This window comes from Kitasatospora sp. NPDC056273, assembly GCF_042268845.1.
Classification (GTDB): domain Bacteria; phylum Actinomycetota; class Actinomycetes; order Streptomycetales; family Streptomycetaceae; genus Kitasatospora.
Genome location: NZ_JBHJSJ010000031.1, coordinates 56,483 through 72,052, shown reverse-complemented (window position 1 = coordinate 72,052; position 15,570 = coordinate 56,483). Strand labels below are relative to the sequence as shown.

Annotated in this window: 29 protein-coding genes; all 29 read right to left on the bottom strand. The window is 66.4% G+C overall.

The genetic code is table 11. The annotated features are described in order from the left end of the window. Positions 1–112: 112 nt before the first annotated feature. A complete protein-coding gene (gene rpsK, locus ACFCY1_RS25505; protein ID WP_030232513.1) occupies positions 113–520 on the bottom strand; it encodes a 30S ribosomal protein S11 in 408 nt (135 codons plus the stop codon). 72 nt (positions 521–592) lie between these two features. Beyond that, positions 593–973: a 30S ribosomal protein S13 gene (rpsM, locus tag ACFCY1_RS25500; protein ID WP_049649048.1), complete on the bottom strand. Its 381-nt coding sequence runs from the start codon at positions 971–973 to the stop codon at positions 593–595. A 177-nt stretch (positions 974–1,150) separates the two neighbouring features. Continuing rightward, positions 1,151–1,264 (bottom strand): 50S ribosomal protein L36, encoded by a 114-nt coding sequence (gene rpmJ, locus ACFCY1_RS25495; protein ID WP_003956441.1) that lies wholly within the window; start codon positions 1,262–1,264, stop codon positions 1,151–1,153. A gap of 33 nt (positions 1,265–1,297) precedes the next feature. Next, positions 1,298–1,519: a translation initiation factor IF-1 gene (gene infA, locus ACFCY1_RS25490; protein ID WP_003956442.1), complete on the bottom strand. Its 222-nt coding sequence runs from the start codon at positions 1,517–1,519 to the stop codon at positions 1,298–1,300. 194 nt (positions 1,520–1,713) lie between these two features. Then, positions 1,714–2,139: a large conductance mechanosensitive channel protein MscL gene (mscL, locus tag ACFCY1_RS25485; protein WP_049649047.1), complete on the bottom strand. Its 426-nt coding sequence runs from the start codon at positions 2,137–2,139 to the stop codon at positions 1,714–1,716. Positions 2,140–2,280: 141 nt separating this feature from the next. Continuing rightward, positions 2,281–3,120, bottom strand: a complete 840-nt coding sequence (gene map / locus ACFCY1_RS25480; protein WP_375876156.1) for a type I methionyl aminopeptidase — start codon at positions 3,118–3,120, stop codon at positions 2,281–2,283. 117 nt (positions 3,121–3,237) lie between these two features. Then, positions 3,238–3,891, bottom strand: coding sequence for an adenylate kinase (locus tag ACFCY1_RS25475; RefSeq protein WP_049649045.1), 654 nt, complete (start codon positions 3,889–3,891; stop codon positions 3,238–3,240). Further along, complete coding sequence (gene secY, locus ACFCY1_RS25470; protein WP_030055837.1) at positions 3,891–5,201, bottom strand: preprotein translocase subunit SecY; 1,311 nt, start codon at positions 5,199–5,201, stop codon at positions 3,891–3,893. The genes ACFCY1_RS25475 and secY overlap by 1 nt, the downstream gene beginning before the upstream one ends. Positions 5,202–5,510: 309 nt before the next feature. Beyond that, positions 5,511–5,963, bottom strand: a complete 453-nt coding sequence (gene rplO, locus ACFCY1_RS25465; protein WP_030280790.1) for a 50S ribosomal protein L15 — start codon at positions 5,961–5,963, stop codon at positions 5,511–5,513. A 2-nt stretch (positions 5,964–5,965) separates the two neighbouring features. Then, positions 5,966–6,148, bottom strand: coding sequence for a 50S ribosomal protein L30 (gene rpmD / locus ACFCY1_RS25460; protein ID WP_049649044.1), 183 nt, complete (start codon positions 6,146–6,148; stop codon positions 5,966–5,968). Then, entirely contained in the window at positions 6,148–6,771 is a 624-nt protein-coding gene (gene rpsE, locus ACFCY1_RS25455) for a 30S ribosomal protein S5 (protein ID WP_030055834.1), read from the bottom strand. Before rpsE ends, rpmD begins: the two co-directional genes overlap by 1 nt. A gap of 48 nt (positions 6,772–6,819) precedes the next feature. After that, positions 6,820–7,203 (bottom strand): 50S ribosomal protein L18, encoded by a 384-nt coding sequence (gene rplR / locus ACFCY1_RS25450; RefSeq protein WP_030280785.1) that lies wholly within the window; start codon positions 7,201–7,203, stop codon positions 6,820–6,822. Positions 7,204–7,206: 3 nt separating this feature from the next. Further along, positions 7,207–7,746: a 50S ribosomal protein L6 gene (gene rplF, locus ACFCY1_RS25445; protein WP_049649043.1), complete on the bottom strand. Its 540-nt coding sequence runs from the start codon at positions 7,744–7,746 to the stop codon at positions 7,207–7,209. 22 nt (positions 7,747–7,768) lie between these two features. Further along, a complete protein-coding gene (rpsH, locus tag ACFCY1_RS25440; protein ID WP_030055831.1) occupies positions 7,769–8,176 on the bottom strand; it encodes a 30S ribosomal protein S8 in 408 nt (135 codons plus the stop codon). A gap of 283 nt (positions 8,177–8,459) precedes the next feature. After that, on the bottom strand, positions 8,460–8,645 hold the full coding sequence (locus tag ACFCY1_RS25435) for a type Z 30S ribosomal protein S14 (protein WP_030055830.1): 186 nt from the start codon (positions 8,643–8,645) through the stop codon (positions 8,460–8,462). A 3-nt stretch (positions 8,646–8,648) separates the two neighbouring features. Further along, a complete protein-coding gene (gene rplE / locus ACFCY1_RS25430; protein ID WP_030393302.1) occupies positions 8,649–9,218 on the bottom strand; it encodes a 50S ribosomal protein L5 in 570 nt (189 codons plus the stop codon). Next, positions 9,218–9,529 carry a 50S ribosomal protein L24 gene (gene rplX / locus ACFCY1_RS25425; RefSeq protein ID WP_030055828.1) on the bottom strand — a complete coding sequence of 104 codons (312 nt, stop codon included), beginning with the start codon at positions 9,527–9,529 and terminating at the stop codon, positions 9,218–9,220. Before rplX ends, rplE begins: the two co-directional genes overlap by 1 nt. A gap of 15 nt (positions 9,530–9,544) precedes the next feature. Beyond that, the gene (gene rplN, locus ACFCY1_RS25420; protein ID WP_030393301.1) at positions 9,545–9,916 is read right to left on the bottom strand and encodes a 50S ribosomal protein L14; all 372 of its coding nucleotides are present in this window, start codon (positions 9,914–9,916) and stop codon (positions 9,545–9,547) included. Between the two features lie 102 nt (positions 9,917–10,018). Continuing rightward, complete coding sequence (gene rpsQ / locus ACFCY1_RS25415) at positions 10,019–10,291, bottom strand: 30S ribosomal protein S17 (protein ID WP_030055826.1); 273 nt, start codon at positions 10,289–10,291, stop codon at positions 10,019–10,021. Further along, positions 10,291–10,515: a 50S ribosomal protein L29 gene (gene rpmC / locus ACFCY1_RS25410; protein ID WP_049649042.1), complete on the bottom strand. Its 225-nt coding sequence runs from the start codon at positions 10,513–10,515 to the stop codon at positions 10,291–10,293. The genes rpsQ and rpmC overlap by 1 nt, the downstream gene beginning before the upstream one ends. Beyond that, complete coding sequence (rplP, locus tag ACFCY1_RS25405; RefSeq protein WP_030055824.1) at positions 10,515–10,934, bottom strand: 50S ribosomal protein L16; 420 nt, start codon at positions 10,932–10,934, stop codon at positions 10,515–10,517. Before rplP ends, rpmC begins: the two co-directional genes overlap by 1 nt. A 5-nt stretch (positions 10,935–10,939) precedes the next feature. Next, complete coding sequence (rpsC, locus tag ACFCY1_RS25400; RefSeq protein ID WP_049649041.1) at positions 10,940–11,764, bottom strand: 30S ribosomal protein S3; 825 nt, start codon at positions 11,762–11,764, stop codon at positions 10,940–10,942. Continuing rightward, positions 11,764–12,111 (bottom strand): 50S ribosomal protein L22, encoded by a 348-nt coding sequence (gene rplV / locus ACFCY1_RS25395; RefSeq protein WP_030055822.1) that lies wholly within the window; start codon positions 12,109–12,111, stop codon positions 11,764–11,766. Before rplV ends, rpsC begins: the two co-directional genes overlap by 1 nt. A gap of 57 nt (positions 12,112–12,168) precedes the next feature. Next, complete coding sequence (gene rpsS / locus ACFCY1_RS25390) at positions 12,169–12,450, bottom strand: 30S ribosomal protein S19 (RefSeq protein ID WP_030055821.1); 282 nt, start codon at positions 12,448–12,450, stop codon at positions 12,169–12,171. 11 nt (positions 12,451–12,461) lie between these two features. Beyond that, entirely contained in the window at positions 12,462–13,298 is an 837-nt protein-coding gene (gene rplB, locus ACFCY1_RS25385) for a 50S ribosomal protein L2 (protein WP_030393297.1), read from the bottom strand. A 43-nt stretch (positions 13,299–13,341) separates the two neighbouring features. Beyond that, entirely contained in the window at positions 13,342–13,659 is a 318-nt protein-coding gene (gene rplW, locus ACFCY1_RS25380) for a 50S ribosomal protein L23 (protein WP_030280768.1), read from the bottom strand. Then, a complete protein-coding gene (gene rplD / locus ACFCY1_RS25375; RefSeq protein WP_049649040.1) occupies positions 13,659–14,336 on the bottom strand; it encodes a 50S ribosomal protein L4 in 678 nt (225 codons plus the stop codon). The genes rplW and rplD overlap by 1 nt, the downstream gene beginning before the upstream one ends. A gap of 4 nt (positions 14,337–14,340) precedes the next feature. After that, on the bottom strand, positions 14,341–14,988 hold the full coding sequence (rplC, locus tag ACFCY1_RS25370; RefSeq protein ID WP_030055817.1) for a 50S ribosomal protein L3: 648 nt from the start codon (positions 14,986–14,988) through the stop codon (positions 14,341–14,343). Between the two features lie 14 nt (positions 14,989–15,002). After that, positions 15,003–15,311, bottom strand: a complete 309-nt coding sequence (gene rpsJ, locus ACFCY1_RS25365; protein WP_012785157.1) for a 30S ribosomal protein S10 — start codon at positions 15,309–15,311, stop codon at positions 15,003–15,005. Positions 15,312–15,570: the final 259 nt, after the last annotated feature.

Sequence of the window (15,570 nt, the reverse complement as noted above, 5' to 3'; positions counted from 1 at the left end):
TGTCTTCGGCACCCACTATTTGATGCCGACAGGACCAAGCGTACGGGCTCCCGTAGAAAACGGGAGCCCGTACGAGGTTTAAAACATCACCCGCGTGCCCGAAGGCGCTGCGTCAGACGCGGCGGCGCTTCGGCGGACGGCAGCCGTTGTGCGGGGTGGGGGTGACGTCCTGGATCGAGCCGACCTCCAGGCCGGTGGCCTGGAGCGAACGGATCGCGGTCTCGCGGCCGGAGCCCGGACCCTTCACGAAGACGTCGACCTTGCGCATGCCGTGCTCCTGCGCGCGACGGGCAGCGGCCTCGGCGGCCATCTGCGCGGCGAACGGGGTCGACTTGCGCGAGCCCTTGAAGCCGACGTGGCCGGCGGAGGCCCAGGAGATCACGTTGCCCGCGGGGTCGGTGATCGAAACGATGGTGTTGTTGAACGTGCTCTTGATGTGCGCGTGGCCGTGAGCGACGTTCTTCTTTTCCTTGCGGCGGATCTTCTTCGCGCCGGCAGCCTGACGACCCTTGGGGGGCATAAGTCTGTTCTCCTACTGAGGTGGTCGGTCCGCTGACCCGCGGGCCGGAGGGATGTCCGGTTACGGGACGGACTACTTCTTGCCCGGCTTCTTCTTACCGGCGATCGCGCGACGCGGGCCCTTGCGGGTACGCGCGTTGGTGTGGGTGCGCTGGCCGCGGACCGGCAGGCCGCGGCGGTGACGCAGACCCTCGTAGCAGCCGATCTCGACCTTGCGGCGGATGTCGGCGGCCACCTCACGGCGGAGGTCACCCTCGACCGTGTAGTTGGCGTCGATGTACTGGCCCAGCTTGACGAGGTCGTCCTCGGAGATGTCGCGAACGCGGACATCCGGGTTGACACCGGTCTCGGCCAGGGTCTGCTGGGCGCGGGTACGGCCGATGCCGTACACGTACGTAAGGGCGATCTCGATCCGCTTCTCACGGGGGAGATCAACGCCGGCGAGGCGTGCCATTCAAGGCTCCTGTGGTTCTTCAGAGGTCTTGCGTGCTACCTACTCCGACACCTCACGGTGAGGGAGCCCCGGCCTCTGACCGGGGGTGGCAGTCCGTCCGGGGAACGGACGGATCGGGTAGCCCGCTTATGACGTTTTCGCGTCGCGCGAAGTACTACGAGAAATGCTGGAGAGTGATCAGCCCTGGCGCTGCTTGTGGCGCAGGTTGTCGCAGATCACCATGACCCGGCCGTGGCGGCGGATCACCTTGCACTTGTCGCAGATCTTCTTGACGCTCGGCTTGACCTTCATGTTTCAGGTTCTCCGGGTCTAGATCTGACGTTCTTACTTGTAGCGGTAGACGATCCGCCCGCGCGTGAGGTCGTAGGGGCTGAGCTCCACGACGACCCGGTCGTCCGGCAGGATGCGGATGTAGTGCATGCGCATCTTGCCACTGATGTGCGCGAGGACCTTGTGACCGTTCTGCAGCTCGACCTTGAACATCGCGTTCGGCAGAGACTCGATCACGGTGCCCTCGATCTCAATGGCGCCTTGCTTCTTAGCCATGAACTGCGAGATCCACCTTCCGGGACCGGCTACCGTATGCGGAACGCTCGTGCGAACCTGGGTTCACCCCTTCCCCGGGGGGAAGAGGGCGCGCTGAAGCACGCTACGAGTGAGCCGACGGTCCATCCTACGCCAGCGCGTCCGGTGCACCAAAACGGGGGTCCCGGAAAGCGGTCGCCGTCACATCTGCTACGTCAGGCCTTGCTGAGGACCGTCAGCGGCTCGACGTGGGCGGTGCAGGCCGAGCAGCGGCGGGCGGCCTCGGGGATGTCGGTCAGGCACTCGGGGCACGGGCGCTTCGGCGTCTTCGGCTTCTTCGGCATGTAGCGCGCGGTCGCCTTGGTGATCGGCAGCACCACGCAGAAGTACAGCACCGCGGCGGTCATGAAGAACGCGATCAGCACGTTGAGGAACTGCCCGTACGGGAAGGTCACCCCCGCGATGTGCGCCTTGTACGAGCTGAAGTCGCCGGCGGCGCCGACCACCACACCCACCAGCGGGGTGAGGAAGGCGGACACGAAGCCGGTCACCACCGCGGTGAACGCGGCACCGATGACCACACCGACCGCCATGTCGACGACGTTGCCGCGCATCATGAAGTCGCGGAATCCCTTGAGCACGTGCTCTCTCCTGCATCGCTCGTAACCGGACCGGCCGGAGCCGACCACTGCCAGCGCATAAAAATAGGACAAAAGCCCTGGAGGTCCAAACCTCCAGGGCCCTGATCCCTTGTCAGCAGCGGCAGTTGAGCGCCGTCAGGACTACCCGAGGGGGTCCGGAGCTGCGGTGATGCCCAGCTTGGCCAGCTCCGCCTTGCCGCCGTCGAAGGCGGTCAGCACCAGCGGGCCCTGCTCGGTGACGGCCACCGAGTGCTCCCAGTGCGAGGCCCAGGTGCCGTCGTTGGTGACGACCGTCCAGTCGTCCTCCAGCACGGTGGTGTGCGGGGTGCCGAGCGAGACCATCGGCTCGATCGCCAGCACGGTGCCGGGGACGAGCTTCGGGCCCTTGCCGCGGCCGCGCTCGACGTAGTTCAGCACGTGCGGCTCCATGTGCATCGCGGTGCCGATGCCGTGGCCGCCGTAGCCCTCGGTGATGCCCCACTTGCCCTTGGGCGGGAGCGGCTGGCGGCGGATGAAGCCCTCGATCGCCTTGGAGATGTCCACCAGGCGGTTGTTCTTCTTCATCTGGGCGATGCCGGCCCACATCGAGCCCTCGGTCACCCGGCTCAGCATCTCGACCTCCGGGCGGACCTCGCCGACCGCCACGGTGATGGCCGAGTCGCCGTGCCAGCCGTCCAGGATGGCGCCGCAGTCGATCGAGATGATGTCGCCCTCCTGGAGGGCCCGGTCGCCGGGGATGCCGTGCACGACCTCGTTGTTCACCGAGGCGCAGATCACGCCCGGGAACCAGAGCCCGCCGTGGTTGGCCCGGAAGTTCGAGGTGGCGCCGTGGTCGGTGATGACCTTGTCCGCGACGTCGTTGAGCTCCTGGGTGGTCACCCCGGGGGCGACCGCCTCGCGGCAGGCCTTCAGGGCCTCGGCGACGACCAGCCCGGCCGCTCGCATCTTCGCGATCTGCTCGGGGGTCTTGATCTCCACCATCTGGTCACGCCTTCCAAGTCCGGATTACCACTGCTACCACCGTACGACGCCGAAACGGCCGGGCCACCCGCGTGGGGCGGGCGACCCGGCCGTACCGTCGTACGTTCGCCGAGAGACTCAGCTGTCCTGCTTCAGCGCCTCGATCGAGCGGGCGGTGACCTCGTCCACCTTGCCGAGGGCCGAGATGGTCGCCACCAGGCCCTGCTGGACGTAGTAGTCGATGATCGGCTCGGTCTCCGTGTGGTAGACCTCCAGGCGCGTGCGCACCTTGTCCTCGGTGTCGTCCGAGCGCTGGTACAGCTCGCCGCCGCACTCGTCGCAGACGCCGTCGACCTTCGGCGGGTTGTAGTCCACGTGGAAGACGTGGCCACCGTCGTTGCGGCACAGGCGGCGGCCGGCGATCCGGCGGACGACCTCGTCCTCGGGGACCTCCAGGTCCAGCACGCCGTCCAGCTTGATGCCCTGCTCGGCGAGGAACTCGTCCAGCGCCTTGGCCTGCCCCAGGTTGCGGGGGAAGCCGTCGAGCAGGAAGCCGTTGACGGCGTCCGCCTGGAGCATGCGGTCCTTGGCCATCCCGATGGTGACCTCGTCCGGCACCAGGCGCCCCGCGTCCATGTAGGACTTGGCCTCGAGGCCCAGCGGGGTGCCCTGGCTGATGTTCGCACGGAACAGGTCGCCGGTGGAGATGTGGGGGATGGACAGGGTCTTGGCGAGCAGGTGCGCCTGAGTACCCTTCCCGGCCCCGGGAGGACCAACGAGGACGATACGCATCAGCGGAGGAACCCTTCGTAATTGCGCTGCTGGAGCTGGCTCTCGATCTGCTTCACAGTTTCGAGTCCGACGCCGACGACGATGAGCACGCTGGTGCCGCCGAACGGGAAGTTGGTCTGCTGTCCGAAGGCGACCAGGGCGATCATCGGGATCAACGCGATCAGGCCCAGGTAGAGCGAACCCGGCCACGTGATTCGGGTCAGCACGTAGTTCAGGTACTCGGCCGTCGGTCGGCCGGCCCGGATGCCCGGGATGAACCCACCATACTTCTTCATGTTGTCGGCAACTTCTTCGGGGTTGAAGGAGATGGCGACGTAGAAGAAGGCGAAGAAGACGATCAGCAGGAAGTACGTGGCCATGTAGATCGGGTGGTCACCCTTGACGAAGTTCGTCCGGATCCACGTGGCCCAGCCGGCCTGGCTGTTGGTCAGCTGGACCACCAGGGCGGGGATGTACAGCAGCGACGAGGCGAAGATGACCGGGATGACACCGGCCTGGTTCACCTTGAGCGGGATGTAGGTCGAGGTCCCGCCGAACGCGCGGCGGCCGATCATCCGCTTCGCGTACTGGACCGGGATCCGGCGCTGGGCCTGCTCGACGAAGATGACCAGCATCACGACGATGACGCCGACCGCGACCACGGAGAGGAACTCGACCCAGCCGCCGCCGATGGTGCCGGAGGTCTTGATCGCCCACATCGAGGACGGGAACTGCGCCGCGATCGAGGTGAAGATCAGCAGCGACATGCCGTTGCCGATGCCGCGGTCGGTGATCAGCTCACCGAGCCACATGATGACCGTGGTGCCGGCCGTCATCGTGAGCACCATGACGGCGATCCGGAACACGCTGGTGTCCGGGACGATCTGGTTGGCCAGCGGGCAGCCGGAGAACAGCGCGCCGCTGGAGGCCGTCGCCACGATGCCGGTGCCCTGGAGCACGGCGAGCGCGATGGTCAGGTAACGGGTGTACTGGGTGATCTTGGCCTGGCCGGCCTGGCCCTCCTTCTTCAGCATCTCCAGTCGCGGGATCACGACGGTGAGGAGCTGGAGGATGATGCTCGCCGTGATGTACGGCATGATGCCGAGGGCGAAGATCGTCAGTTGGAGGAGCGCGCCGCCGCTGAACAGGTTGACGAGCCCGAAGAGACCGCTGTTCTTGGTCTCCTTCACGCACTCGTTCACGGCCGTGAAGCTCACGCCCGGCATCGGAATGTGCGAGCCCAGGCGGAACAGCACCATGATGCCCAGCGTGAACAGCAGCTTCTTGCGCAGGTCGGGCGTCTGGAACGCCCGCGCGAACGCACTGAGCACGGTGCCTCCTGCGCCTCCCGCGCGTCGTCGGCGGGAGGGTCGGTCCTGAATGGGGAGTTTGCGGTTCGGGCCCCCGTACAGACGGCACAGGCGAGCCTACGCGCAGCCTACAAGGGAACTCCACGGACTCTAACAGTGCGCAGCCACTCGGAAGAAGCGCGTACCGCCCCTCCCCCACTCACGGGGTACGGGATGCCCGGGTTTGCCACACAAAAGAACGAGCGCCTTCCGGCCCGATGTCCCCGGGAACGGCACGAGCCCCGCACCTCCCGGAGGAGGTGCGGGGCTCGAAGGCGGATCTCAGCGGGCTCAGACGAGCTCGGTGACCGTACCGCCGGCGGCCTTGATCTTCTCGGCGGCGGAGCCGGAGACGGCGTCGACCGTCACCTGCAGCGCAACCGAGACCTCGCCGGTGCCGAGCACCTTGACGAGGGAGTTCTTGCGAACCGCGCCCTTGGCGACCAGGTCCTCGACAGTGACCTCGCCACCCTGCGGGTAGAGCTCGGCCAGCTTGTCGAGGTTGACAACCTGGAACGTGATCTTGAACGGGTTCTTGAAGCCCTTCAGCTTCGGCAGGCGCATGTGGAGCGGCATCTGGCCACCCTCGAAGCGCTGCGGAACCTGGTAGCGGGCCTTCGTGCCCTTGGTACCACGACCGGCAGTCTTACCCTTGGAGCCCTCACCACGACCCACGCGGATCTTGTCGGTCTTGGCACCCGGGGCGGGACGCAGGTTGTGGATCTTGATCGGGTTGTCGCCCATGATCAGTCCACCTCCTCAACCGTCACCAGGTGACGGACCGTGTGGGCCATCCCGCGGATCTCGGGACGGTCCTCCTTCACCACGACGTCGTGCATGCGCTTGAGACCAAGCGTACGCAGGGTGTCACGGTGGTTCTGCTTGCTGCCGATGTACGACTTGGTCTGCGTGATCTTCAGGCGAGCCATCAGGCGCTCACCCCAGCAGCACGCGCCCGCAGCAGAGCGGCGGGGGCCACGTCCTCCAGCGGCAGGCCACGACGAGCGGCGATCTCCTCGGGGCGCACGAGGCCCTTCAGAGCAGCCACGGTGGCGTGCACGATGTTGATCGCGTTGTCCGAGCCGAGCGACTTCGACAGGATGTCGTGAATGCCGGCGCACTCCAGGACGGCGCGCACCGGACCACCGGCGATAACACCGGTACCGGGGGCGGCGGGCTTCAGGAGCACGACGCCGGCGGCCTTCTCACCCTGGATCGGGTGCGGGATGGTGCCCTGGATACGGGGGACCTTGAAGAAGTTCTTCTTGGCCTCCTCAACACCCTTGGCGATGGCGGCCGGAACCTCCTTCGCCTTCCCGTAACCGACACCCACGGTGCCGTCACCGTCGCCCACCACGACCAGCGCGGTGAAGCTGAAACGACGACCACCCTTGACAACCTTGGCGACACGGTTGATCGCGACAACGCGCTCGACGTAAGCGGTCTTCTCGACGGCGGGGGCGTTGCCCCGGTCGTCACGCTTACGGTCGCGCCGCTCGCCACCGCCGGTGCCGCCGCCGGCGCCGCTACCGCGGCGCTGGGGTCCAGCCATTGGAATTACCTCTCTCGATTACGTCCGTCGACTGAGCCGACGAGCGGCTTAGAAGTCGAGCCCGGCCTCACGAGCCGCGTCCGCCAGGGCGGCGATGCGGCCGGCGTACCGGTTGCCCGCGCGGTCGAAGACGACCGACTCGATGCCGGCGGCCTTGGCGCGCTCGGCGACCAGGCTCCCGACCTTCTTGGCCAGCTCGGTCTTGTCGCCCTCGGCGCCCTTGATGGACACGTCGAGGGTGGACGCCGACGCCAGGGTGTGACCCTTGGCGTCGTCGATGACCTGGGCGACCATGTGACGGTTCGAACGCGTCACGACGAGGCGCGGACGCACCTCGGTGCCGACGACGCGCTTGCGAACGCGGATCGCGCGGCGCTTGCGAGCGGCGCTCTTGTAGGCGTTGCCCTTGCCGATCTTGACAGAGACACTCATCGCTTACTTACCACTCTTTCCGACCTTGCGGCGGATGACCTCGCCCGCGTACTTGACACCCTTGGCCTTGTACGGGTCCGGCTTGCGCAGCTTGCGGATCTTCGCGGCGACCTCGCCGACCTTCTGCTTGTCGATGCCGTCCACGTGGAACTTGGTGGCCGACTCGACGACGAAGGAGATGCCCTCGGGGGCCTCGACGAGGATCGGGTGGCTGTAGCCCAGCTGGAACTCCATGTTGGAGCCCTTCGCCAGAACTCGGTAGCCGACACCGCTGATCTCCAGCGACTTGCGGTAGCCCGCGGTCACGCCGGTGATCATGTTCGCCACCAGCGTGCGGGAAAGGCCGTGCAGGGCCTTCGACAGACGCTCGTCGTTGGGGCGGGTGACGAGCAGCGTGCCGTCCTCGCCCTTACCGATCTCGATCGGCGCGGCGACAACGTGGGTGAGGGTGCCCTTCGGGCCCTTCACCGAGACCGCCTGGCCATCGATGGTGACGTCCACGCCAGCGGGGACCTGGATGGGCAGCCGTCCAATGCGCGACATTGCTGTACCTCCGTTTCCCGAATTACCAGACGTAGGCGAGAACTTCTCCGCCTACGCCCTTCTTGGCGGCCTGCTTGTCGGTGAGGAGACCCGAAGACGTGGAGATGATCGCCACGCCCAGGCCGCCGAGCACCTTCGGCAGGTTGGTGGACTTTGCGTAAACGCGCAGACCCGGCTTGCTGATGCGCTTGATGCCGGCGATGGAGCGCTCACGGTTGGGGCCGAACTTGAGCTCGATGGTCAGCTTCTTGCCGACCTCGCCCTCGACGGGCTCCTCAACCTTGTAGGAGGAGATGTACCCCTCCTGCTGCAGGATCTCGGCGACGTGCGCCTTGATCTTGCTGGCCGGCATCGCCACGGAGTCGTGGTACGCCGAGTTCGCGTTACGCAGACGCGTGAGCATGTCTGCGATGGGGTCGGTCATGGTCATGATGGCCTCAGGCCTCTCTCGCCGCGGTTTCTCCGCGCCAGGTCCCCCTGCCGCACTCTTCCGAGTTCGTCAGGGGCACAAGCGCAGGGGACCTGCGACGTCGTAAGACTGGGTGCGAGCCCTCCAGAAGGGCCACGGGCGTCCATGGGGAAGCCGTGGCAGGGGGCCCGACCCCACTACCTTACGGGAATCCGTACGGTAGGCCCAAAACGGGCCGGTGTGGGATCGGGCACCTCTGCTTCGCTGTGTGCCTAAAGTGCCTGGTCCCTCTGTTGGGAGAGGACTACCAGGAGCTCTTGGTCACGCCCGGCAGCTCGCCGCGGTGCGCCATCTCACGAAGGCAGACACGGCACAGGCCGAACTTGCGGTACACCGAGTGCGGACGGCCGCAGCGCTGGCACCGGGTGTAGGCCCGGACGCCGAACTTCGGCTTGCGCTCGGACTTCGCGATGAGGGACTTCTTCGCCATGTGTTACGCCTCCTTGAACGGGAAGCCCAGAGCGCGCAGGAGCGCCCGGCCCTCGTCGTCGGTCTGGGCGGTGGTCACGACGGTGATGTCCATACCGCGCTGACGGTCGACCTTGTCCTGGTCGATCTCGTGGAACATGACCTGCTCGGTCAGACCGAAGGTGTAGTTGCCACGGCCGTCGAACTGCTTCGGGGAGAGGCCACGGAAGTCACGGATACGCGGCAGGGCCAGCGACACCAGACGGTCCAGGAACTCCCACATGCGGTCACCACGGAGGGTGACGTGGGTGCCGATCGGCTGGCCCTCGCGCAGCTTGAACTGCGCGATGGACTTGCGAGCCTTGGTCACGGCCGGCTTCTGACCGGTGATCGCGGTCAGGTCGCGGATCGCGCCCTCGATCAGCTTGCTGTCACGGGCGGCCTCGCCGACACCCATGTTGACGACGACCTTGACCAGGCCGGGCGTCAGCATGACGTTCTCGTACGAGAACTGCTCCTGCAGCTGACCCTTGATCTCGGAGTTGTAACGCTCCTTGAGACGGGGGGTCACCTTCTCAACAGTCGTCTCAGACATCAGATGTCCTCACCGGTTCGCTTGGCAACGCGGATCTTGTTGCCCTCGTCATCGAAGCGGTAGCCAACGCGGGTGACGACCTTCTTGCCGTCCTTCTCCACGACCAGCTGGACGTTGGAGACGTGCACCGGCGCCTCGACGGTGACGATGCCACCCTGAGTGCCCGGGCCCGGCTTGGTGTGCTTCTTGACCCGGTTCACACCCTCGACCAGGACCTTGTTCTCGGCGGGCATGGCCTGGATGACCTTGCCCTGCTTGCCGCGGTCCTTGCCGGTGATGACCTGAACCAGGTCACCCTTCTTGATCTTCATGCTGTTCGCCATGAGTTAGAGCACCTCCGGCGCAAGCGAGATGATCTTCATGAACTTCTTGTCACGCAGCTCGCGGCCCACCGGGCCGAAGATGCGGGTACCACGGGGGTCACCATCGGTGTTCTTCAGAACGACCGCGGCGTTCTCGTCGAAGCGGATGTACGAGCCATCCGGACGACGGCGCGACTTCACGGTACGGACGACGACGCACTTGACGACGTCACCCTTCTTCACCGAACCGCCGGGGATCGCGTCCTTGACGGTCGCGACGATGACGTCCCCGATACCGGCGTAGCGGCGACCGGAACCACCGAGAACGCGGATGCAAAGGATTTCCTTCGCGCCCGTGTTGTCGGCGACACGCAGTCGCGACTCCTGCTGGATCACAGCTTTCTCCTGATCGTCAACGAGAGCTGACGGGCCGGCCGCTGCTCACACCAGCGCCCGCGAGGGACCTGGTGCACATACGGCCGTACCGCATCAACTTCGTTACTTGGCCTTCTCGAGGATCTCGACGACGCGCCAGCGCTTCGTCGCGGACAGCGGGCGGGTCTCCGCGAGGAGGACCCGGTCGCCGATGCCGCAGGCGTTCGCCTCGTCGTGCGCCTTCAGCTTGTTCGTACGGCGGATGACCTTGCCGTACAGAGCGTGCTTGACGCGGTCCTCGACGGCGACGACGACGGTCTTGTCCATCTTGTCGCTGACGACGAGACCCTCACGGGTCTTGCGGAAACCGCGCGTCTCGTTGGTGTTCTCAGTCATCAGGCGCTCTCCACCGTCTCGATGCCCAGCTCGCGCTCGCGCATCAGGGTGTAGATCCGCGCGATGTCCTTACGGACGAGCTTGAGCCGTCCGTGGTTGTCGAGCTGCCCGGTCGCCGCCTGGAAGCGGAGGTTGAACAGCTCCTCCTTGGCCTCACGGAGCTTGGCAACGAGACCCTCGTTGTCCAGCTCGCGGAGGTCAGCAGCCTTGGTGCCGGCCGACATCAGCTCTCACCTGCCTCGCGCCGGATGATCCGGCACTTCATCGGGAGCTTGTGAGCTGCGCGGGTCAGCGCCTCACGAGCCACCTTCTCGTTGGGGTACGACAGCTCGAACATGACCCGACCCGGGTGCACGTTCGCGATCCACCACTCGGGCGAACCCTTACCGGAACCCATGCGGGTCTCGGCCGGCTTCTTGGTGAGCGGACGGTCCGGGTAGATGTTGATCCAGACCTTGCCGCCACGCTTGATGTGACGGGTGACGGCGATACGAGCGGACTCGATCTGCCGGTTCGTCACGTAGGCCGGGGTGACGGCCTGGATGCCGTACTCGCCGAAGGCGAGCTCGGTGCCACCCTTGGCAGCGCCACGACGCTTCGGGTGGTGCTGCTTGCGGTGCTTGACCCGACGGGGGATCAGCATGGGAGTCAGGCCTCCGTTCCGGTGTTCTCGGCAGCCGGCGCCTCAGCGGCCGGGGCCGCGGGGGCCTCGGCAGCGGCGGGACGACGGCCACGGCCACCGCGCTCGCCACCACGGCGGTCGCCACCGCGGGCGGGACGACCACCCTCGGGACGGGCCGGGCGGTTGCCCGAGCGGGCAGCGGCGTTCTCAGCGCGGACCTCGGCGATGTTCTTGACGTCGCCCTTGTAGATCCAGACCTTCACGCCGATGCGGCCGAAGGTGGTCTTGGCCTCGAAGAAGCCGTAGTCGACGTTCGCACGCAGGGTGTGCAGCGGCACACGACCCTCGCGGTAGAACTCCGACCGGCTCATCTCGGCGCCGCCGAGACGACCGGAGCACTGGACCTTGATGCCCTTGGCGCCGGACTTCATGGTGCCCTGCATCGACTTGCGCATGGCACGGCGGAAGGAGACGCGGGAGGACAGCTGCTCCGCGACGCCCTGAGCCACGAGCTGGGCGTCCAGCTCGGGGTTCTTGACCTCGAGGATGTTCAGCTGGACCTGCTTGCCGGTCAGCTTCTCGAGGTCGCCGCGGATGCGGTCGGCCTCGGTGCCACGGCGACCGATGACGATGCCGGGGCGGGCGGTGTGGATGTCGACGCGGACGCGGTCGCGGGTGCGCTCGATCTCAACCTTCGAGATGCCGGCGCGCTCCATGCCCTTCGTCATCATGCGACGAATGGCAACGTCTTCCTTGACGTAGTCCTTGTACAGCTTGTCGGCGTACCAGCGGGACTTGAAGTCCGTGCTGATGCCGAGGCGGAACCCGTGCGGGTTAACCTTCTGGCCCATTACCGGGTCCCTTCCTTGCTGCTGACGACCACGGTGATGTGGCTGGTCCGCTTGCGGATCCGGTAGGCGCGGCCCTGGGCACGCGGGCGGAACCGCTTCAGGGTCGGACCCTCGTCAACGTACGCCTCGCTGATGACGAGGTCGTCCACGTTGGAGTGGTTGTAGTTGTGCGCGGCGTTGGCAATGGCGCTGTCGAGCACCTTGCCGACCGGCACGGTGGCGGCCTGCGGAGCGAAACGCAGGACGGCCTGGGCCTCCGTGGCCGGCAGGCCACGGATGAGGTCCACCACGCGGCGGGCCTTCATGGGCGTGACGCGGATGTACCGCGCCTGGGCCCTGGCTTCCATGGTTGTCCCCTTAATGGAGTAAGTCATTGAGTCGTTCTGGCGGTGAAGCTCAGGCGACTAGCGACGCTTCGACTTGCGGTCGTCCTTGACGTGGCCGCGGAAGGTGCGGGTCGGAGCGAACTCGCCCAGCTTGTGGCCGACCATCGACTCGGTGACGAACACCGGGACGTGCTTGCGACCATCGTGAACCGCGATCGTGTGGCCGAGCATGGCCGGGAAGATCACGGAGCGGCGGGACCAGGTCTTGATGACGTTCTGGGTACCCGCCTCGTTCTGCGCGTCCACCTTCTTGAGAAGGTGGCCGTCGATGAAGGGGCCCTTCTTGAGACTGCGCGGCATCTGACCTGCTCCTAGCGCTTCTTGTTGGTCTTGCGGCGGCGCACGATGAGAGCGTCCGACGCCTTCTTCGGGCGACGGGTACGACCCTCCTTCTGGCCCCACGGCGAGACCGGGTGGCGACCACCAGAGGTCTTACCCTCACCACCACCGTGCGGGTGGTCGATCGGGTTCATGGCGACACCACGCACGGTCGGGCGAACGCCCTTCCAGCGCATGCGGCCGGCCTTGCCCCAGTTGATGTTCGACTGCTCGGCGTTGCCGACCTCGCCGACGGTGGCGCGGCAGCGCGCGTCGACCAGGCGGATCTCGCCGGAGGGCATGCGCAGGTGCGCCATCTTGCCCTCACGCGCCAGCAGCTGGATGCCGGAGCCGGCCGAGCGGGCCAGCTTGGCACCGCCGCCGGGACGCAGCTCCACCGCGTGGATGGTGGTACCGACCGGGATGTTGCGCAGCGGCAGGTTGTTGCCCGGCTTGATGTCGGCGCCAGCGCCGTTCTCGATCCGGTCGCCCTGCGTGATGCCGCGCGGCGCGATGATGTAGCGCTTCTCGCCGTCCGCGTAGTGCAGCAGCGCGATGCGCGCGGTGCGGTTCGGGTCGTACTCGATGTGCGCGACCTTCGCCGGCACGCCGTCCTTGTCGTGACGACGGAAGTCGATCACGCGGTAGGCGCGCTTGTGACCGCCACCCTGGTGGCGAACGGTGATCCGACCGGCGTTGTTACGGCCGCCCTTGCTGTGCAGGGGGCGAACCAGCGACTTCTCCGGGGTGGACCGCGTGATCTCTACGAAGTCGGCCACGCTGGAGCCACGACGGCCCGGCGTAGTCGGCTTGTACTTGCGGATGCCCATTTGGCTCTCTCGTCCTCGTCCTTATCGACGATCACGATCTCCGTTAGGAGACCGGACCACCGAAGATGTCGATGCGGTTGCCCTCGGCCAGCGTCACGATGGCGCGCTTGGTGTCCTTGCGCTTGCCAAAGCCCGTCTTGGAGCGCTTGCGCTTGCCCTGACGGTTGATCGTGTTGACAGCCTCGACCTTGACCGAGAAGACCGCCTCGACGGCCTGCTTGATCTGGGTCTTGTTGGCGCCCGGCGACACGATGAACGTGTACTTGTTCTCGTCGAGAAGGCTGTAGCTCTTCTCGGAGATGACCGGCTTCACCAGGACGTCACGGGGGTCCGTGAACGTCTTGCTCGTAACGTCGCTCATCAGGCGGCGCTCCCTTCGAGCTCGCCCTCAGCGGCAACGGCCTTGGCGGACGCGGCCGGACCGGCCACGAAACGCTCGAAGGCGGCCTGGGTGAAGACCACATCGTCGGAGACGAGCACGTCGTAGGTGTTCAGCTGACCGGCGTCCAGGATGTGCACGTGCGGCAGGTTGCGAGCGGACTTCAGGCCCAGCTCGTCCTCGCGCTCGACGACCAGGAGGACGTTCTTGCGCTCGGTGATCTTGCCGAACAGGCTCTTGGCGGCCTTGGTCGACGGCACCTCGGCCGCGACCACGTCGGTGACGACGTGGATGCGGTTGTGGCGGGCCCGGTCGGTGAGCGCACCGCGCAGAGCGGCGGCGATCATCTTCTTCGGGGTCCGCTGCGAGTAGTCGCGCGGCACGGGACCGTGCACGACGCCACCGCCGGCGAACTGCGGCGCACGGGTCGAGCCCTGACGGGCGCGGCCGGTGCCCTTCTGGCGGTACGGCTTCTTGCCGCCACCGCGGACCTCGCCACGAGTCTTGGTCTTGTGGGTGCCCTGACGGGCCGCAGCGAGCTGCGCCACGACGACCTGGTGCATCAGCGGAACGCTGACCTTCGCGTCGAAGATCTCGGCCGGAAGCTCGAGGCTGCCGGTCTTGTCGCCCGAGGGCGACAGGATGTCAATGGTGCTCATATCCTCACAGCCCCTTCGCCGCGGTGCGGACGAGGACGAGGCCGCCGTTCGGGCCCGGGATTGCGCCCTTGATCAGGAGCAGCCCCTTCTCCGCGTCAACGGCATGGATGGTCAGGTTCTGGGTGGTCACACGCTCGTGGCCCATCCGGCCGGCCATCCGTACGCCCTTGAACACGCGACCCGGGGTGGCGCAGCCACCGATCGAGCCGGGCGAGCGGTGCTTGCGCTGCACACCGTGACCGGCGCCGAGGCCCCGGAAGTTGTGGCGCTTCATGACACCGGCGAAGCCCTTGCCCTTGGAGGTGCCGGTCACGTCGACCTTGACACCCGCCTCGAACAGCTCGGCGGTGATCTCCTGGCCCAGGGTGTACTCGGAGGCGTCCGAGGTACGGAGCTCGACCAGGTGGCGGCGCGGGGTGACACCGGCCTTGGCGAAGTGGCCCGCGAGGGGCTTGTTCACCTTGCGGGGGTCGATCTCGCCGAAGCCGATCTGGACGGCGTCGTAGCCGGCCGGGCTGTCGGCGGTGTGGACCTGGGTCACGACATTGGGCCCAGCCTTGACGACGGTCACCGGGACGACCCGGTTGTTCTCGTCCCAGACCTGGGTCATGCCGAGCTTCTCGCCCAGGATGCCCTTAATCTGCTTAGCCATCTTCGGTGCGCCTCTCAGAGCTTGATCTCGATGTCGACGCCAGCCGGCAGGTCGAGACGCATGAGCGAGTCAACCGTCTTCGGCGTGGGGTCGAGGATGTCGATCAGACGCTTGTGAGTACGCATCTCGAAGTGCTCGCGCGAGTCCTTGTACTTGTGCGGCGAGCGGATGACGCAGTACACGTTCTTCTCAGTGGGCAGCGGCACCGGGCCCGCGACCTGCGCACCAGTACGAATCACCGTCTCGACGATCTTCTTCGCCGAGGAGTCGATGACCTCGTGGTCGTAGGCCTTGAGCCGGATGCGGATCTTCTGTCCCGCCATGGCTACTCAGTAGTCCTTTGTCCTTAGTCACTTCGCGACTCCCCCTCCGACCCCCGCGCTCGGGCGTGTCGCACTCGCGCTTGCAAAAAACCGGCGAAGTAATTCGTCGGTTTAAAACTTTCGGGGTGAGGGGTGCCGGGTCGAGGCCCCGCACACGCTTCCCGGAAGATTCCCGTACTTTCGCCCCGCAGCTGCCGTGGCGTAGAACTCACGCTTGACGGCCATCACGGGAACGACGAGTACATGGGACTCGCTTCCG

Excerpts from the sequence above, each read along its gene's own strand:
- rplB (WP_030393297.1), bottom strand. The coding sequence starts at position 13,298 with ATGGGCATCCGCAAGTACAAGCCGACTACGCCGGGCCGTCGTGGCTCC.
- rplE (WP_030393302.1), bottom strand. The coding sequence starts at position 9,218 with ATGTCTGAGACGACTGTTGAGAAGGTGACCCCCCGTCTCAAGGAGCGT.
- rplX (WP_030055828.1), bottom strand. The coding sequence starts at position 9,529 with ATGAAGATCAAGAAGGGTGACCTGGTTCAGGTCATCACCGGCAAGGAC.
- rpsS (WP_030055821.1), bottom strand. The coding sequence starts at position 12,450 with ATGCCGCGCAGTCTCAAGAAGGGCCCCTTCATCGACGGCCACCTTCTC.
- rpsH (WP_030055831.1), bottom strand. The coding sequence starts at position 8,176 with ATGACCATGACCGACCCCATCGCAGACATGCTCACGCGTCTGCGTAAC.
- rpsM (WP_049649048.1), bottom strand. The coding sequence starts at position 973 with ATGGCACGCCTCGCCGGCGTTGATCTCCCCCGTGAGAAGCGGATCGAG.
- rplO (WP_030280790.1), bottom strand. The coding sequence starts at position 5,963 with ATGGGCGACAACCCGATCAAGATCCACAACCTGCGTCCCGCCCCGGGT.
- rpsQ (WP_030055826.1), bottom strand. The coding sequence starts at position 10,291 with ATGACTGAGAACACCAACGAGACGCGCGGTTTCCGCAAGACCCGTGAG.
- rplR (WP_030280785.1), bottom strand. The coding sequence starts at position 7,203 with ATGAGTGTCTCTGTCAAGATCGGCAAGGGCAACGCCTACAAGAGCGCC.
- rplV (WP_030055822.1), bottom strand. The coding sequence starts at position 12,111 with ATGGAAGCCAGGGCCCAGGCGCGGTACATCCGCGTCACGCCCATGAAG.
- rpsE (WP_030055834.1), bottom strand. The coding sequence starts at position 6,771 with ATGGCTGGACCCCAGCGCCGCGGTAGCGGCGCCGGCGGCGGCACCGGC.
- rplW (WP_030280768.1), bottom strand. The coding sequence starts at position 13,659 with ATGAGCGACGTTACGAGCAAGACGTTCACGGACCCCCGTGACGTCCTG.
- rpmC (WP_049649042.1), bottom strand. The coding sequence starts at position 10,515 with ATGTCGGCCGGCACCAAGGCTGCTGACCTCCGCGAGCTGGACAACGAG.
- ACFCY1_RS25435 (WP_030055830.1), bottom strand. The coding sequence starts at position 8,645 with ATGGCGAAGAAGTCCCTCATCGCGAAGTCCGAGCGCAAGCCGAAGTTC.
- rpmJ (WP_003956441.1), bottom strand. The coding sequence starts at position 1,264 with ATGAAGGTCAAGCCGAGCGTCAAGAAGATCTGCGACAAGTGCAAGGTG.
- infA (WP_003956442.1), bottom strand. The coding sequence starts at position 1,519 with ATGGCTAAGAAGCAAGGCGCCATTGAGATCGAGGGCACCGTGATCGAG.
- rpmD (WP_049649044.1), bottom strand. The coding sequence starts at position 6,148 with ATGGCTCGCCTGAAGATCACGCAGACCAAGTCGTACATCGGCAGCAAG.
- rplD (WP_049649040.1), bottom strand. The coding sequence starts at position 14,336 with ATGAGCACCATTGACATCCTGTCGCCCTCGGGCGACAAGACCGGCAGC.
- rpsC (WP_049649041.1), bottom strand. The coding sequence starts at position 11,764 with ATGGGCCAGAAGGTTAACCCGCACGGGTTCCGCCTCGGCATCAGCACG.
- rpsJ (WP_012785157.1), bottom strand. The coding sequence starts at position 15,311 with ATGGCGGGACAGAAGATCCGCATCCGGCTCAAGGCCTACGACCACGAG.
- rpsK (WP_030232513.1), bottom strand. The coding sequence starts at position 520 with ATGCCCCCCAAGGGTCGTCAGGCTGCCGGCGCGAAGAAGATCCGCCGC.
- rplF (WP_049649043.1), bottom strand. The coding sequence starts at position 7,746 with ATGTCGCGCATTGGACGGCTGCCCATCCAGGTCCCCGCTGGCGTGGAC.
- map (WP_375876156.1), bottom strand. The coding sequence starts at position 3,120 with ATGGTGGAGATCAAGACCCCCGAGCAGATCGCGAAGATGCGAGCGGCC.
- rplC (WP_030055817.1), bottom strand. The coding sequence starts at position 14,988 with ATGGCTAAGCAGATTAAGGGCATCCTGGGCGAGAAGCTCGGCATGACC.
- ACFCY1_RS25475 (WP_049649045.1), bottom strand. The coding sequence starts at position 3,891 with ATGCGTATCGTCCTCGTTGGTCCTCCCGGGGCCGGGAAGGGTACTCAG.
- rplP (WP_030055824.1), bottom strand. The coding sequence starts at position 10,934 with ATGCTGATCCCCCGTCGGGTCAAGCACCGCAAGCAGCACCACCCGAAG.